General features: G+C 41.0%; 15 protein-coding genes and 1 riboswitch. Of the genes, 3 read left to right on the top strand and 12 right to left on the bottom strand.

Features of this window, described 5'->3' with window-relative positions; genetic code table 11:
* Window positions 1-29: 29 nt before the first annotated feature.
* Window positions 30-203 carry a glycine betaine ABC transporter substrate-binding protein gene (locus CHI10_RS01295; protein WP_095242474.1) on the bottom strand — a complete coding sequence of 58 codons (174 nt, stop codon included), beginning with the start codon at window positions 201-203 and terminating at the stop codon, window positions 30-32.
* Window positions 204-591: 388 nt separating this feature from the next.
* Between CHI10_RS01295 and guaC the strand changes: the two genes are divergently transcribed.
* The gene (gene guaC / locus CHI10_RS01290) at window positions 592-1,581 is read left to right on the top strand and encodes a GMP reductase (protein WP_095242473.1); all 990 of its coding nucleotides are present in this window, start codon (window positions 592-594) and stop codon (window positions 1,579-1,581) included.
* Window positions 1,582-1,738: 157 nt separating this feature from the next.
* Here guaC and CHI10_RS22165 read toward each other — a convergent pair whose 3' ends face one another.
* The 4 genes from CHI10_RS22165 to CHI10_RS01275 all read right to left on the bottom strand — a co-directional run bounded on the left by CHI10_RS22165 (window position 1,739) and on the right by CHI10_RS01275 (window position 4,538).
* Window positions 1,739-1,915, bottom strand: coding sequence for a hypothetical protein (locus CHI10_RS22165; RefSeq protein ID WP_019381986.1), 177 nt, complete (start codon window positions 1,913-1,915; stop codon window positions 1,739-1,741).
* Window positions 1,916-2,055: 140 nt separating this feature from the next.
* Window positions 2,056-2,505: a GNAT family N-acetyltransferase gene (locus CHI10_RS01285; protein WP_095242472.1), complete on the bottom strand. Its 450-nt coding sequence runs from the start codon at window positions 2,503-2,505 to the stop codon at window positions 2,056-2,058.
* 214 nt (window positions 2,506-2,719) lie between these two features.
* Complete coding sequence (locus CHI10_RS01280) at window positions 2,720-3,910, bottom strand: aminotransferase-like domain-containing protein (protein ID WP_095242471.1); 1,191 nt, start codon at window positions 3,908-3,910, stop codon at window positions 2,720-2,722.
* A 55-nt stretch (window positions 3,911-3,965) separates the two neighbouring features.
* A complete protein-coding gene (locus CHI10_RS01275; protein WP_095242470.1) occupies window positions 3,966-4,538 on the bottom strand; it encodes a GNAT family N-acetyltransferase in 573 nt (190 codons plus the stop codon).
* 92 nt (window positions 4,539-4,630) lie between these two features.
* On the opposite strand from CHI10_RS01275, the gene pdxR reads away from it, so the two are divergent.
* Window positions 4,631-6,007 carry a MocR-like pyridoxine biosynthesis transcription factor PdxR gene (gene pdxR, locus CHI10_RS01270; protein ID WP_095242469.1) on the top strand — a complete coding sequence of 459 codons (1,377 nt, stop codon included), beginning with the start codon at window positions 4,631-4,633 and terminating at the stop codon, window positions 6,005-6,007.
* A 33-nt stretch (window positions 6,008-6,040) separates the two neighbouring features.
* On the opposite strand, the gene CHI10_RS01265 is transcribed toward pdxR, so the two are convergent.
* The 7 genes from CHI10_RS01265 to CHI10_RS01235 form a co-directional block, all read right to left on the bottom strand.
* On the bottom strand, window positions 6,041-6,424 hold the full coding sequence (locus CHI10_RS01265) for a PH domain-containing protein (RefSeq protein ID WP_095242468.1): 384 nt from the start codon (window positions 6,422-6,424) through the stop codon (window positions 6,041-6,043).
* Window positions 6,425-6,456: 32 nt separating this feature from the next.
* Window positions 6,457-7,035: an O-methyltransferase gene (locus CHI10_RS01260; protein ID WP_095242467.1), complete on the bottom strand. Its 579-nt coding sequence runs from the start codon at window positions 7,033-7,035 to the stop codon at window positions 6,457-6,459.
* Window positions 7,036-7,141: 106 nt separating this feature from the next.
* Window positions 7,142-7,248: riboswitch (SAM riboswitch) on the bottom strand.
* Between the two features lie 73 nt (window positions 7,249-7,321).
* Window positions 7,322-11,782, bottom strand: a complete 4,461-nt coding sequence (locus CHI10_RS01255; RefSeq protein ID WP_095242466.1) for a hypothetical protein — start codon at window positions 11,780-11,782, stop codon at window positions 7,322-7,324.
* The gene (locus CHI10_RS01250) at window positions 11,760-12,506 is read right to left on the bottom strand and encodes a DUF6063 family protein (RefSeq protein WP_095242465.1); all 747 of its coding nucleotides are present in this window, start codon (window positions 12,504-12,506) and stop codon (window positions 11,760-11,762) included. The genes CHI10_RS01255 and CHI10_RS01250 overlap by 23 nt, the downstream gene beginning before the upstream one ends.
* On the bottom strand, window positions 12,506-14,017 hold the full coding sequence (locus tag CHI10_RS01245) for a hypothetical protein (RefSeq protein ID WP_286136706.1): 1,512 nt from the start codon (window positions 14,015-14,017) through the stop codon (window positions 12,506-12,508). The genes CHI10_RS01250 and CHI10_RS01245 overlap by 1 nt, the downstream gene beginning before the upstream one ends.
* Entirely contained in the window at window positions 14,008-15,081 is a 1,074-nt protein-coding gene (locus tag CHI10_RS01240) for a Wadjet anti-phage system protein JetD domain-containing protein (RefSeq protein ID WP_095242463.1), read from the bottom strand. Before CHI10_RS01240 ends, CHI10_RS01245 begins: the two co-directional genes overlap by 10 nt.
* 241 nt (window positions 15,082-15,322) lie before the next feature.
* Window positions 15,323-15,853 carry a cell wall hydrolase gene (locus tag CHI10_RS01235; protein ID WP_095242462.1) on the bottom strand — a complete coding sequence of 177 codons (531 nt, stop codon included), beginning with the start codon at window positions 15,851-15,853 and terminating at the stop codon, window positions 15,323-15,325.
* Between the two features lie 217 nt (window positions 15,854-16,070).
* On the opposite strand from CHI10_RS01235, the gene CHI10_RS01230 reads away from it, so the two are divergent.
* Window positions 16,071-16,574: a GNAT family N-acetyltransferase gene (locus CHI10_RS01230; RefSeq protein WP_095242461.1), complete on the top strand. Its 504-nt coding sequence runs from the start codon at window positions 16,071-16,073 to the stop codon at window positions 16,572-16,574.
* Window positions 16,575-16,608 lie beyond the last annotated feature (34 nt).

The raw sequence follows: 16,608 nt of genomic DNA, 5'->3' as shown, positions 1-16,608 counted from the left end.
GGGACAAGACCAGTTTTTTGATTTCTTACTTAAGCAATCCCTCTTTCTTCTAAATACTCTTTGGCTGTTTCTTCAGGACTCGCCCCCTCAACATTGACTTTATAGTTCATTTCACGAATTTCATCATCGCTTATTTTTCGGTTTAGCAGATTTAAGGTTTTTCCCAGTTCCGGATAATTTTCAGCGGTTTCTTCTCTTAACAAAGGTGCACCTTGATATGGCTGAAATAAATTTTTAAATCGTAATTATTACGATTAATATCGTAACTAATTTTTTTCTTTAATGCAAGATTAAAGAAAAAATATTTTCATAGCCCTTTTGTTGAACTTCTAAAATGAGGGAAAGTTTTTAATGCATTATCACTTTTATACGTTTTCACTTTAATAAGTTGAAATAATAAACAGAATTGTTAAAATTAAATTGGTCGAACTCTCACAATTCGACCCCCTATTATCCATTGAGCTTAGGAATTTTCTAAGCTCTTTTTTAATGATGGTTCCTTGCCAGCTTGTATAAGATGGAAGGAAACTGAAAAACCTATCATTGCAATGGCCGTACGTATTCAGCTTTGTTTTCAATAGGAGGATTACAATGGAAAATGTATTCGATTATGAAGATATTCAATTAATTCCCGCAAAAAGTATCGTCAATAGCCGATCTGAATGTGATACAACGGTATTCCTGGGGGATCGTGCGTTTAAACTGCCTGTGGTGCCTGCCAACATGCAGACGATTGTAGATGAGAAAATTGCCATATACTTAGCAGAGAACGGGTATTTTTATATCATGCATCGATTCGAACCGGAAAAGCGAATTTCTTTTATGAAAGATATGAAGGCACGGGGATTATACTCTTCGATCAGTGTTGGCGTCAAAGAAGGCGAGTATGCGTTTATACAGCAAATAGCTGATGAAAAGCTGTCACCGGAATACATTACCATTGATATAGCCCATGGCCATTCCAATGCTGTTATCCAAATGATTCAGCATATTAAGAAATACCTTCCTCAAAGCTTTGTGATTGCTGGCAATGTCGGAACCCCGGAAGCAGTCAGAGAATTAGAGAATGCAGGAGCTGATGCCACAAAGGTTGGCATTGGACCTGGCAAGGTATGCATCACAAAAATTAAAACAGGATTCGGTACGGGCGGCTGGCAATTAGCTGCACTTCGCTGGTGTGCAAAGGCAGCAAGCAAACCGATCATAGCAGATGGAGGTCTTCGCACCCATGGTGACATTGCCAAATCGATTCGATTTGGTGCAACAATGGTGATGATTGGTTCTTTGTTTGCAGGACATGAGGAATCACCTGGAAAAACCATTGAGAATGAGAAAGACGGAAAGCTCTATAAAGAATACTTTGGCTCAGCCTCTGAATTTCAAAAAGGCGAAAAGAAAAATGTTGAAGGCAAGAGAATTTTAGTAGAGCACAAAGGATCATTAGCAGATACGCTGAAAGAAATGGAGCAGGATCTCCAGTCCTCTATTTCTTACGCAGGCGGCAACAAGCTGGATGCCATTCGTCATGTTGATTATGTAATTGTAAAGAATTCAATTTTTAATGGCGACAGGGTATTTTAAAATCCCATATACCTACCCTTCTAATAAAACCACAGAAGATGCCTGCACTTTTCCATCTGGCAGGCATCTTCTGTGGTTTCAGTATTTCCTTTTTAAATTGGACAAACACTTACGAAGACACTCAATTTCAAAAAAATATGTTATGTACTCTTTGAGATTAAGATCCTATAGACTGTTCTACTGCATTTTCCCAGCTCGGAAAATAATACAATGCATTTTTCATTAGCTCTGGATTTGATTTCTTTACTTGCTTCTTTCGGGGCGGCTGCCCTTCTTTTTCCAACAGTTCAGAGATCCCGGTCAATACTTCTTCAACACTCATGCTTGTTTCCACATCATTCCTCCTTTTTGAATTCAACTATATAATTTCCATTTAACGAAAAATTATTCAGCATTCCTCCATTATTATTATTCAGTATTAAACTTGTATTCTAGCTGGTCCAAAAATCGCGCCAGCGAAATAAACCTATCAAATTAAAAGATTAATTTCATCCCTTCATGACTCGCCAGAAATCCCAGCCTATTATAAAAACGATGTGCATCATCACGCTGCTTGTCTGTTGTCAATTGGACAAGGCCACACTCTTCAGACTTCGCTATTGCAATCGCTTCTTTTAACAAGGCTTCTCCTACCCTTTTACCACGGTGGCGCTGATCAACACGCACACCTTCAATCTGTGCACGTTTCATCCCTTGTCGTGCTAAACCAGGAATGATCGTTAACTGAAGGCAGCCAATCACCGCTTGACCGTCTACAGCTAAAATGATCTGATTTCCCGACTGTACTTCTAGTGCCTTAAATGCTTTATAATAACAATCCGGCAGAGGTTCTTCATACCTCTCACGCTTTGCTCCTAATTCATCATCGGCAAGCAAGCGGACAATAGCTTGTAAATCTTCTTCAATTGCTTTTCGAAAATGCATTGAAAAATCACTCCTTCAAATTATAAGGGGATTGTGCTAGTAGATGTCAAAGCAAAGGACGGTACTGAGGTTAAAGTTAGACTATAATTTAGAATTTACCGATCATTGACTGGCATTTTTAACAAAGCCTAATTTCTGGCCTACAATATCAAGATAATTAGGCTTTGTTTGCTTTATTCCTCTTCATTTCTAAGTTCCAAGGAGAAATTTTCATTTAAAGATAGGCCTCTGCGACTCTCCCCAGCCTGCGAATCCCCTCTGTTATTTCCTTCTCAGCAGCATAACTGAAGGAAAGGCGAAGAAATTCCGTTCCAGCTGCCTGATCCATGAAAAAGTACTTGCCAGGAATAAAAGATACCCCCTCTGCAAGGGCATGTGTCAGCAGTTCCGATGTATCGGCACCGGGAATTTTCATCCACACGAAGTACCCGCCTTCAGGGACATACCAGGAAGCTGATTCAGGAAGATACTGTTCCAGTGCGGAGGTCAGAACATCACATTTGGACCGGTATGTATCTCTCAAGGTTTCTAGTTTATTATTAAAATCCGTGTTTGCAAAATAAACAGCCATGGCAGATTGAGCAAACGGATGGTTCAAATCTTTTTTAAACCAGGCGCATGCATGGATCATGTCACTTGCTCCCGCTATCCATCCTATACGCATACCCGGGGCCACAATCTTGGATAGCGAACCGACATGCAGAACTCGGGAGTTTTGATCCATTGCTTTTAGAGTGGGGAGACCTTTATTAAATGATAATTCCCCATAAGCATCATCCTCTACTAATAGAAAATTATATTTGTTTGCAAGCTCCAATACATGCTGCCGGCGCTCTCCTGACATCGTCGTCCCTGTAGGATTTTGAAACGTTGGGATCGTATAGAGAAAACGCGGCTGAGCGAGCCCTTTTTGCTTTCTTTCCTCTAGAATCTCTTTCAATGCCTCTGTTTGAAGTCCGTCCTTGTCTACAGGAATACTAATTATATGTTTTGTGTAATTTTGGAAAATCTCTAATGCCTCCATATAGGTGGGGGACTCTATTGCAATAATTGTCTCCTCATCAAGGAGAATGCGGGCAATCAAATCGATTGCCTGACAGGCACCCGAAGTTATCAAAAGCTCATTTTCCGCTATAGATATCCCCCGCTCTTTCAATCTCTTTAAAACCTGTTCCTTTAGTTTTAAAATCTTGGGACTTCCTATATAATGGAGCGGCAAATCCTGTTCTTCTTCTAATAGACTGTTAACAGCTGCTTTTACCTCTTCAACCGGCACGAGATCAGGTGCCGGGTAGCCGCAATGCAGGCGTATACAATCATCCGGAATCTCCGGAATCCACTCCCCTGGGGGAGTATTCTGAAGCGCCTTTTTGATTTTATCAGTAAATAAATAATCATTATTCACTTCGATCTACACCCTTCCAGCAGTTTTATTATTCAGTATAAATGTTCTACAAAACCTAGAAAAGCAAGTTTTCTTCGAAATGTCTTTTTACTTTTCCCCAATCTTCCTTTATAACACTATAAAGGACAGTATGGCGAATTGTCCCTTCTTTTCGTATCATATGATTTCGAAGTACGCCTTCTTTTACCGCACCGGTCCTTTCAATCGCTTTTTGTGAACGGAAGTTTTCATGTCCGGTTTTAATTTGTACGCGATTAACGGACAGTTCTTCAAAACAGTATGTTAATAATAAATATTTACAGTTTGAATTAATATTCGTGCGCCAATAAAGAGGGTTTATCCATGTTGAGCCGATTTCGAGCCGTTTATGCGGGATTGAGATATCGAGAAACCAAGTAGCACCGACGATATTCCCTGTTTTTTTATGAACAATGACAAAAGCAAAATCGGTGCCCTGCTCACGTTTTTGTATCGCATCTTTTACATATTGAATGACCCGGCTTTTATCAGTTAAATCAACAGACATATGCTCCCATATGCGTTTATCCTGGGCTGCTTCATAAATTCCTTCAATATGCTCAAGTTCCATGGGAATTATCTGCACAACATTGTTTACTAAAATTTGCATGCTATCACTCTCCTTGAATCAATTAAAACCAAATTCTGGTATGATAAAAATAACCAAAATTGAATTTTAATATAATACCAGGGAATGATTCGATGGAATTTCAAATTTTGCTTTCGGAAAATGGGATAAAGTATAAAGAAATTTATGAACAAATTCGGCTGTCGATTTTAAATAAAAAATTGTCAGCTCATTCAAGACTTCCTGCAAAGCGGCGGCTGGCTGAACAATTGAACGTGAGCATCCTAACTGTTCAGATGGCTTATGAACAGTTGCTGAGTGAAGGGTACTGTTATTCAGCAGAACGCAGAGGCTATTTTGTTTCTGAAATTCAGGATGAATGGCACTATAGTCAGATTAATACAATGGAATTGGAGAAAAGAGTTCAGAATGAGTTTCTTATTAATTTTAAAAATGGGCAGGTCGATGCCTCCGCCTTCCCCTATAAACATTGGAGCCGGTTATACAGAAAAGAGCTTAATGAATCTAATGCCGGCAATGCACCGTGGCAGGGCGAATATTCTTTGCGTGCCCAAATTGCACTATACTTACAGCAAGCTAGAGGGCTGGCCTGCCAGCCGGAGCAAGTGTATATCTTCAGCGGATTTCAACAGCAGCTGCTAAATGTATGTTTGTTTTTTAAACGGAGCGCCACCGGAATAGAAGATCCAGGTTTTATTCGGGCTAAATCTATTTTTGAGCAATTACAGCTGCCATGTTATCCGATTTCTGTGGATGAGGAAGGATGCTGTGTGCCTGATGCTGATGAGCCTGTAAAATTATTATATACCACACCTGCTCATCAATACCCTACCGGTACAATTATGTCTATTGCCAGAAGGATTGAGCTGTTAAATTGGGCAATCAAACAGGACGCTTATATTATCGAGGATGACTATGATTCTGAATTCCGCTACAAAGGGGCACCAATCCCAGCATTGTCCCATCTGGATTCAACCGGGCGGGTACTGTACTTCGGCACCTTTTCAAAAACATTGCTGCCAACACTTCGGATCTGCTATATGGTTATGCCAGCAGCCCTGAAGCAGGACTTTGAAAAATTTAATGCTTATCAAAAGTCTACTGTTTCAAGAATCGATCAGAGAGCTGCTGCAAAATTTATGGAAGAAGGACTTTATACATCTCATATAGCAAAAATGAGAACGTTATATCGAGCCAAGCGGAGCTGTTTAATAGAAAGCCTGTCAAAACATTTAGGAGAACACTTTGACATAATTGGAGATACAGCGGGCTTGCATATCATCGTGACATTACCGGAAGGATTGGATGAATCCAAAGCAATTGAACTGGCAAAGTCTGCGGGAGTTGAAATCGATGCTGTTTCGCCTATGTATCAGCTTCACAAGCCTAACCATCATGTGATGCTCGGATATGGCGCACCCTCGATGGACGAGATTGAGAGAGGAGTCCAATTAATGGCTAATGCTTGGAAAAGTTATCTAAGCAAATAAGCAGGCCATATATTCAATCATTTAAAAGAGCGCTTATCTTACAGGATAACGCTCTTTTGCTGAAGCGGTAAACATGCGCATCTTTTCCTTAACAGCCACCAAAAATTCAAACATATTCATCCCCTGGATTTGCTGGAATTTGTACAAGTCTTGCTTATAGTACATATGAATATGCTTCCCGGTGATCCCCCTTTTTTCTTCAATGGAAGCTATATGGCTATACGCAAATTCTTCAACTAATTCCTTTTTTGTTTCTGATACCGGGATTCCATAGAATAGCAGTCTTTTGTTCGTTGCTGCAAATAAGCCTGCCTGCGGTGCTAAACAGTAATGTGCAACTAATGAACAGCTTAAACATTCGATAAGATTTTCATCCTCATGCATGACATGTTCAAACTGGTTTTTCAAAAGATTCATTGAAACGATCCCCCCGGTTCTAACGAAATCTATCAAACCGCAGTCTTCACTGCCAGTATCAGCCCAGTAGACCAATCCAATTCTGTAATGTCCAGGTCAGGTCTGTCCTGCAGTGTTTTCAGGAGTTTAGTGGCTTTGATTCTATATCCTTCAGGCAATTTCTGCTGCGGAAACACATCATGAATCACATAAAAACCGCCGATATTTAAATGATCCAGGGTTTTGTCAAGAAGCTCGAATTTCCCCGGCCACGTATCTGCAAAAATAAAATCGAACCCCTCCGACAGGTTTTGTATAAATGCTGCTCCGTCCTCACAGCAAAATGTGATTCTGCTGTCATTCGCGAGGTACTTTCTCGCGATCGATTGCACTGTCGGATCTATGTCCACGGTCGTAAGCTTACTGCCTTCATCCATCCCATCCATGATCCATGAAGCAGACGCTCCCGTACCTGTTCCCAGCTCCAAAAAGCTTCCTCCAGATTTAGAGGCTGCCAGCCCCTTCAGTAAAAATCCTGTTTTTATATCACATGACTGCCCGAAGCCGAGCACATCTGATTCCTGTAATATCCTCGAATATGCTTCCGGTACCTGTATAACGCCGTTTTCCATTTTGCCATTCCTCCTCTTTCTTCGTTCTAATCTAAACCAAGCTCAAATTATAAAAGAGCATCAAAAAAAGGCCTCTTTATAAGAGGCCTTTACTTATCAAAACGACCTCTTATCTCCCAGAGCGTCAACTCTGTTGGAATTAGCACCTTCCTGACATAATCAGGGGTTGCTGAGGCTTCGCAGGGCCAGTCCCTCCACCTCTCTGGATAAGAATTTGTATAAAATATATATTTTCAACCAAGTATTGCATAGTTTTTGTTAAATGGCAATATTTCATTCTTTTAATCTAATGAACAGCTTCCTCTCCCTGATAAATTCGAAACGCAGGTACAATCGTATCCGACACAATCTCTTTCCCTTTTTCCCGGATGAAATCCAATTTATAGTACGCATCAAACCTCTGGCTGATCTCTGTTTTCACCAATTCAGGCGGAGTGACGACGATGAATTGGAACTTCAGCTTATCGGCTACAGCGAAAATCGGGTCAAGCACATGGGCAGAAGCCGCTTGTCCAAACGGATTATCACAGACTAACGGAACCCAGCTTTGATCGGTTTCACTCTTAACAGAAAGAAGCATCATCATCATGACCATGCGGGCAGATAGCTTTTGACCGCCGCTGCCATCGGATTTTGTTTTTGAACCCTGGTTGATCGTCTGCCAGGTTGAATAATGCTCACGCTGCGGTTTTCCGTACATGAAGGCATTATCAGTACGCATGTTATAAACCAACAGTTCTGGGTAACGATTTCTGAGAGAGACAAATAAAATCTGCTCATCACTGATAAGCTGTTTAATTTCCTGATCAAGCTCCAGATTATTGTCATCAATCATCTCGAATCGCTTTGTAATTTTGTTAATGGCTGAAACAAAATGCTGTTTCAGTAAAGGTTCAACATCTTCCGCTTTTTTAGGCAGGATGTCTTCTTTGAGCTGGACAAGCGGGAAGGAACCCCATTCATTCTTCAGCTTCATTTTCGAAATCATCGAGCGAATCGCTTCTGAAATGCTCATCACCTTCATGCTCGCTCGGCTGGCCCAGAAGTTTTGCGCTTTTTCCGCCCGTTCTTTATCGCGTTCCAGCTGCTCTAAGCCGCTCTGTGAAAAGCGCTTCATGTTCTGAACGACACTTTGAATATGAGCATAATGCCTTGTATCCATATGATCAAGCGTAGTTAAGACTTCATTCTTAAAACGGATTTCCCAATCCTTGCCTTCAATAGCAAGCTTTAAATTTCTTAGTGACTGTTCAATCTTCGCATGCTTTTCTTGCCCTTTATCCTGAATAGCCTGATGTTTTTCACTCCAGGATAGGATGCTTTGCTTTCCTTGACTCTTTATTTTTGCTATATCCTCATCCGAAAAAGCTGCCGCTTCCTCTTTAAGAATGACGGATAAATGTAATTGATTGTTTTCAAACTCAGTTATGTTTTGTTCTGTCTCTTTTTTGTGCTCTTCCGTTTTCTTTATTTCTGCATTTGTCTGTTTGGTCTGGTCAGTAATTTCAACCGTCTTCACTTCCAGATCAAGGTCTTCCCATTCTTCAGGCTGCTTCTCATGCTTGGCCACTTTTTTAGAGGATTTTTTACGCTGATCCATTCCATGCTTTAAGGATGTTTCGGCAATGGTTACGGCCTTTTCCTGCTCACGCTCTTCTTTTTCTGCTGCTTTTGTTTCCTTTGCAGCTGTTTGAAGCATATTTTCCAAAATACTTATTGGTTCATCCGGTACAGAAGCATCTTTCCACTCTTCATTAAGAGCATGAAGTTTTTTCTCCAGCTTCTTTTGCTGCTTCTGTTCGGATTCTCGTGTCGCCTGAATCGCGAGCAGTTCACTGGCTTGTTCTTCTTTTGATTTTTGAAGCTGTTTAAGCTCCTCAATGCTGCCATTGATTTCTTCTAAAATATAGGGTGATAATCGCGGAACCTCCTCAGAAGCTTCTGTTTTCTCAGCGGCTGGAAAAGCAGCACCATCAATAAAGAAGCTGATCTTCTTAATATTCTGCTCGGCTGACAGCTTCCATTCCAGATAGGTCTGGCTCCACTTTTCCTGAAGATCAGCGATGGTCTGAAGCTCATTACCCAGCTCATTCTGAAGCTTTTCGAAAGCTTCTTTTTGTTTCTCTTTTTCCTGCTTTACCCGTTTATTTTCCTGATGCATTGACTTTTCACGGTTAAATTCCGCTAAGGTTTCGGCATCTTTAGATAATTTTTCAATCTTTTTCTTCGTCTTTTCCAGCTGTTCTCTAAGTCCCAGCTGCAGTTCTTTTTCTTTTTCCTCCTGCATTATGATAGCCTGCAATTCCGTTTTCCTCGAAAGCAGCACTTCCTTTTCCTGAAGCAGTACTTTTTCGATATCACCGGCAAGTTCATGGGAAAGGAATCGGTCGATTTCTTTTATAATACGGCGCAGTGCTGTTTCTGTTTTTTCTAACTCTGCAAGTGTATCTTTCTTTTCTTCTATCTGTTTCGCAATCTGAATTTTCCAGTTTGTGAACTGATTTTTATCCGTCAGCAGCTCCTTCTCCGTCCCAGTGATCATCACGAAGGCATTCTGCTGATTTTCGCCCGCCATTTCCTCCCGCATAAAAATCGGGACCGGACTTTTAAACACCCTTCCTCCAAGAACCTGCTTATTGATTTTTTCCCATTGCGGCCTGCTGACTACTAAGCCATACGGCAGAAGAGGATGAGAAAGCATGTGGCTCGCCATTTCATCCGGCTTTAGGGATTGAAGAAATTGGGATCCGTAAAATACATCGATCCCCGTCTTTTCATCAATCCATTCCTTCAGTTCCTTCACATCATTATTGGCAATCCAGAAATGCTCATCATTCAAGGCATAATCCAGCTGCGTTTCCCAGAGCGCTTTCTTTAACTCTTCCCCTTGCTCGCGATTTTGAACGAGTAGCTCTTCCACTTCAATGGCATATTTTGATAAAAGAGCATTTGTGAATGGAGCTGTGACACCTTGAAGAACACCTTGGAGCTGATCGAACAGCTTTGTTTCTTTTTGCTTCTGCTCTTCACTTTTCATTTTTAGCTCTTCACACTTTTCTTCTGAAAACTGAATGGATTGTGCGAGTGTACCATGGGAAGAAGCAAGCTGATTCTGCTTTTCATTTGATCTATTTTCTTTTGCCTGCAGATCTTCGAGTGCTGCTTCTTTGGTTTCTATCTGTTTATTTAGGTTTTCTACAAACCCAGTTAAATCATAGGTAATACGGTCACCGAATTCCTTGATAAGCTGTTCTTCTTTTGATTCAAATTCATGAATCTGGGTATAGAGAAAATCAATTTCCGTACGAAGCTGGGCAATCTCCTGGGTCTTTTGTTTATCCTGCTTAGACAGGTCTTTTGCTTTTTTCTTTAAAAACTTCTGATATCCGGAATATTGATGAACGGCTTCCCTAATGGAAGCAGCGGATTTCTCCCATTGCTGTGCCGCTTCTTTTTTGATTTCATCCATTCTTTGATTCACTTGCTCAAGGCCGCTGTTCTGCTCGAGCTTAGCAATCTGCTGGGAAAGCGCACCAATGCTTTGTTCACCTTCATGCCATTCTTTCAATAACAGCTGAAAAGAAAGCTCTTCTTTTCGCTCCTGCTTTTCCTTCACTGCTTCCTGCAGAACTATATGTTTCTTCTGCTCTTCCGCTAATTTCTTCTCCCAATCCAGCACTTCCCGGTGAGCTTTTGCATACTCAAGATTATCTTTCTGAAAACGCAGCTCCACTTGCCTGCCTGTTAATTTTTCGATTTCCTTTTCCAGCTCAATGAGTGTTTCTTCTTCCGTTTTCTTCAAATGCTCCAAAGCGCCAAGCAGCTGTCTTCCTGCCTTTATGCCGTCCTCCACAATTTCCTTATGCCCGACACCCTTAGCCAGGCTCTCTTCAAAAGGAAGAATATCTTCCAGGAACTCTTTATGTGCCTGCTCTCTTTTCAGCAAAACAGGGAGGTCCTTCGCGATGCTTGCCTGACTCTTAAAAATCTCCACCAGGTCGTTCTTCTGATGCTCCGTCCGGTGAAGAACCTGACTGACTGTAGGAATGATCCGCTTTTGGAACAGGGAATGATCATCTTCAGCGCCTTCAAAGAATTTTCCGACGCCGCCTTCATCCTTATTAATGTCCTTCATAATATCCCAATCTTTTCGGTTAATCCCATATGTATCAAGAATGCGGTAGTGTTTCTTGGTATCCCGGTAAACATCGTACCCATTCCATTTTAAATAATCCTTCAGGCCTTCTGTTTCAGCCATTTCTCCATCTTCATAGAGAGGAATATGGTCAAGTGATGCTTCTTCTTTTCGTTCAAACTCCCTTGTATAAAAAGTAATATTCGGGACAATTTTCGCTTCCTGTTCAAGAGGTTTGCTTTCTCCGCTCTCTTCATTCATTGAGATCCGCTGTTCTGCTGAAAACATTCCGCCCGTCACCAAATGCCTGCGGTCAGCCCCGTCTAACTCCCACTGTATGAGAACATGAAAGGTATAAGGAATAAACTGCTCTTTATTATTAAAAAAGAATTGCTGATAAAAGCGATTATTCTGCTTTCCCCATGCGGTACCCGGCTTAAGGATCTGAAATATGGTCTGCAGGAAAACACCTTTCCCTCCTCCATTCATCATGGAAATGAGGCCATTTGTAGAGGTTTCCTCATTATGAAAATTAAACGTGGTGTCCCTATACTGCTTTTGCATGCCATCATATTTCAGGCCGGCAATTCTAATTCGATGTATTTTCGGCATGCTGATCCTCCTCTGTTTTCATTAATTCCTTGAACATTTCATAACGGTCGTAGTCATGATACAGATATTCAATCCGTTCAAATAACTCCTGCTTTGGAATCGCCTTCGGTATATCCTCCCGATCCAGGATGACGATGAGTCCTTCTGTTTCCAAAAGACGCATAGCACTTGCAATCAAACCGATCCGCGTTCTGCGATTGGCTTTCCTGGCTCCGTAATCATCTGTGTCGACCTCCATGTATTTCCATGTCGTCACAACGTCTCTCATATCAATTTTTTCTTCTTCTCCGAAATCCGGCTTTGCTTTAAGCAGACTATCCCAATTCATGATGACATCATTCACTTGCCGTTCCAATGTATAAAAGCTGATCCCTTCGCGCTTCGTGCGGACCTTAGCCGCCTGATTGCGGTCGATGCCCGACAGGAATGCCATAATGACCACGCTCATCAGGTGAAAATGCTTTTTGGTTTCAACCTGTTTATGCCTGTCCTTCATATGTGTAAAATTCGTCGCAAAAACAGAGCCGGTCGGCTGTACAACGAGCTGAATCCTTTTCGGCGATTCAATGATAAAGGTCCCGGATTCGTCTGCCAGTAAAAGTACCGTCTGTCTTACATCAGGATCGAAATACGCCTGAAAGTGCTCGCTGTTTTCATCGATGACCTTGTCTTTTAATAGCGTGAAATAAACTGCTGATGCAGTCTTAATACTTTCTGCACTCATCATTTCTCCTCCTGAACAGAAATTTTAAACGGAGTAATTTTCATTTGATACCAGTGGAAAGGTTCCGCCCGATGATCAAACTCGGTATAAAGTTTCAATCCTTCAAACACCTGGAATTGCGGATACTCCTGCATGAGCTTATAAAGAAGAATTTCCCTCTCATCGCTCAGTGTCTCCTCCTTCCGGTGCAGCACCTGAACCTTCAGCGGCTTTTTATCAAACATCATCCATAAGTCAATCGTTTCTGATTCTTCAAACCATAAATCCTGTACCTCAAGCGGCAATGTCGTTAAATCAGCCAGAGAAAACTCTCCGTATGTCTGCAAATATTGAAACACATAGCTCCAGGCCTTGATGACAGAATCCCAGTTCGTTACCCGCTGATGGGTAATGCTTTCGTCTTCCGGTTCTTCCTCCATCGTCTCTGTGAGCTGCTTTTCATCAAATTCCTGTTCTCCCCAGATCCAATCCAAGGGCAAAATAAATTCATTCTTTGGCGAAAACAAAGGGCCCAGTATCTTCTCAACCTGATCGAAGGAAGATACCCCCTCCTTCATGAACCAGTTTTCATAAATATGCTCCCGAAACGAAACAAGGCTCGTTTCCCAAAACAGCGAAGGGTTTTCCGCTTTTAATTTCATTTCATAGGATATATTCTGAATCACAAGCTTGGCAAAACGATCATGCAATTGTCTTGTATGGCCGATCTTTTCCTGCAGGAGGATCAACTCTCTTTGAATGTGATCATCTTCCTCGTTTCTTCGTTTTGTCTTCTCAATCATACTGCTGATGGTACGGAAGTGATTTTTCTCTTCTTCAAATTGCTTCTCAATTTCCGCACGGTTATCAGCTCTTTGCATTTCTTCTTCCATCAATAAGATTTTGGGATTATTGATCATTTCTTTTTGAAAGGAGAATTCTCTTGCCATTAAGCGGTTGACCCGTGAAATGAGGTGATCGAGGTTTCGGGTAGCTTTGCGGAAATTACCGTTTTTAATCAGCTGCATACTGTAGAGCTGTTCAATGGTGATCGAGAATTCCTCCGCCATTTCCCTGCTCATGAAAATCATTTCCTGTGAGATATCTGTGAGCTTGTAAACAATCGATCCGCCCATCTCCAGGTTTGTATATAATTCATCCATTGTCACATAGCGGAAAACCTGCGTCTCCCATGACTGCCTGATTTCATCATAATAAAGGGCTTCAAACGGCCTGCTGTACTCTTCTTTTCCTTGATATAGAAGCCCGCTTGTAATTCGTTCAACCTGCTTCTCATCAGCCAATAGCTTCATTTGTTTAATCGAATCTTCCACCATATATTTGATATCCGATTTTCTCCGATGATCATCATCATTCAATTCTCTGTAAAAAATGGTGAGGAGCACCTGCATCAGAATCGTCTGGATATGAGGCTTCAGCTCTCCGACTTCCATTCCTCTTCCAAGCTCAAACAGCGGGTTTAAACGTTGCATCCGTTGGGCGAATCCTTCCCATGACTCGTTCACATCCATCTCCTCCATGTTTCAATTGTTAAGACTTCCTGAGGAATTCGTTTATTCTCCTGCCATAATTGCAATAAGAGTTCCTGCTCTTCTTCCGTAAACCACCGGAAGAACGCATCACGGTATTTAAGATTTAGAAGCTGTCCGGATTTCTGTTCATTTCTTTGATCCAGACATTCAAGCATTTTACGGTAAATCTTCAATGCAGGCTGAATGCAGCATTCCGGATACTTTTCAGTCAGCCTGGTCATAATCCCGTAGCCAGCCGCATCAAGATCTCCTGCATAATAGAATAGATACGATTTAGCCGGAAAAATTTTAAAGAAGAACGAAAAGCTCCGTTCAATTTTCGTGCCTTCCCCATAGATTATCAGTTCCGGCTCGTAATCGAGCAAATCGCTTTCCAATAATTGAATGCTAGTATGAAAGAATGATAGATTCTCGACAATCAGCACTCGCTGAACATCTTTAATTTCTTTTCCCTGCTTCATCCAAAACACAAAAGGCTCGCCGTATTTCACCACTTTCAGCTGCTCTTCAGATACACAAATTCGCGCTAAAAAACCTTTTCCATCAGGAAAACTGACTACATCCTGCAGGAATTTTTCATGGCCGAACAGCTCCAGGCTTCTTTCCTCAAGTGAAACGATTTCCCGTTCGCCGCTGGATTGGAGAAAACCATATAAATTCATGATCCGGCTCCATTCCTCTTCTGTCTGCCATTCAGGGTGCCGTTCATAAAACGAAAAATCGAACCGATCACTTAACTTCATCATCTCCAGACGATCCCATTTGTCGGTGTGAGGTTTCACGTTCACCCAGAAATATAAAGGCAGAGTAGGTGTTTTCCCGTTATATTGATGGTTATGTATAGGTGTCAGCTGCCCTTCATCCTGCAATGATTGAAGGGCTTCATAAAATAGCGAATAACCGTCCATTTCATAATAATCATCCAGCAATTTGCGCAGCTGAAATTCCAAATCATTTATGTTTAACTTCTTCTTTTGCTTCGGGTGCTGAATATCTTCAATGAAGCTTCTTACCCTTGTTTCGATGATGTTGATTTTGTTCACCTTCTTACTGCTTCTTTCAGTCTTTTAATGCCACGACATTTCACTTGGACATCATATTAATTATAAACTAGTTGAGGGATTGATGTAATGGGTTTACACCAGGGGCCAGGTACGAAGTATAACAAATAGGAGAGAAAAAGCGCTTTTCGTTTAAATTTAATCTGCCATATTCCTATCAATTCCTTTAGTTTAGTTCTTTCAGCTACAAAAAAAGCGCGCAGCTTTTATGCTGTACGCGCCTTTATATAGCAAATGCATGATTGCCTATTTTTTTCACAACTTCACGTGAAAAGATCCACTGACTTGTAGCTGTGTCAGGGTTATAAAAATATAGGAACTCTTCGTTTTGCTCCTTATCAATAAGAGCTGTCTCAACGGCCTGAACTGCTTCATTACTTGCCGGTTCATTGATTGAACCATTTTGAACAGGTTCAAAAGCGTTCTTCTGATAAATAACATCTTTGACTGTATCCGGGAATTGTTCGTGCTCGACACGATTCAGAACCACGTCAGCAACCGCTACTTTTCCTTCAAACGGCTCCCCTTCTGCTTCAGCCTGTACAAGACGTGCAAGCAGTTTTTTTTCTTCTTCTTTAATAAAACGATGATCCGTTGATGATGACTCCTTCACGTCAACCTCAACTTTTTTATATGTTAGTGTTTCTGCAGCTTTCTGATCTACTGTTTCAGCATCGAAATGATCAGCAGGAAACATACTATATGAACCCATAATGAGTGAAATAGCAGCAACAAATGTTACCAAATTTTTCATGTGTAAACCTCCTGTTTGTAGTTTTTAGGCAAAAACAGGCCACTTATAAGGCTAACAGGTTTACAGTGATAACTCATTAGTGAATCAATGGGAGAATTACCAGTCAAGAAATATGAAAATTCATTTGCTCCATTATTATTTTAAGATGTATATTTGTTATAGCATGCTTCGAAAAATAAGGTTAACAGCATGGAAATTGATTGAGGTGTTAAAATAATTGAAAGTACTTGAAACAGACCGATTAATTCTTCGCTGGTTAACACCGGATGATGCAGCATTCATTCTCGAACTTTTAAATGAACCTGCATGGATTCGTTATATTGGCGATAAAGGTGTACGTACACTTGAGGATGCTAAGAATTATATTTTGACCGGACCCAAGAAAATGTATTCTCAATTTGGCTTTGGCCTTTTTCTAGTTGAGCGAAAGGAAGGAAGCATTCCTATTGGACTGTGCGGATTGATAAAACGGGATACTTTAGATAATGTTGATATTGGTTTTGCTTTTTTATCCAAATATCAAACGCAAGGTTATGGGTTTGAGTCAGCTTCTGCTACATTGAAATATGGTCATGAACAGCTGGATATGGAACGGATCCTGGCCATTACATCCCTAGACAATTATGCTTCCTCCAGGCTGCTTGAAAAGATCGGCATGAACTATGAAGGAACAATAACTTTGGATAAAGAAGAGCTTAAATTGTTTGCATCCGAAAAATAAGTTCTTGGTGTATCTTTTTCTATCTTTTAAAAAT

The sequence above is a fragment of the Bacillus sp. 7894-2 genome (assembly GCF_002272225.1).
In the GTDB taxonomy this organism is placed as follows: domain Bacteria; phylum Bacillota; class Bacilli; order Bacillales; family Cytobacillaceae; genus Cytobacillus.
Note: the sequence above shows the minus strand (reverse complement) of the source record. Positions and strands in the feature narration are given on the sequence as shown.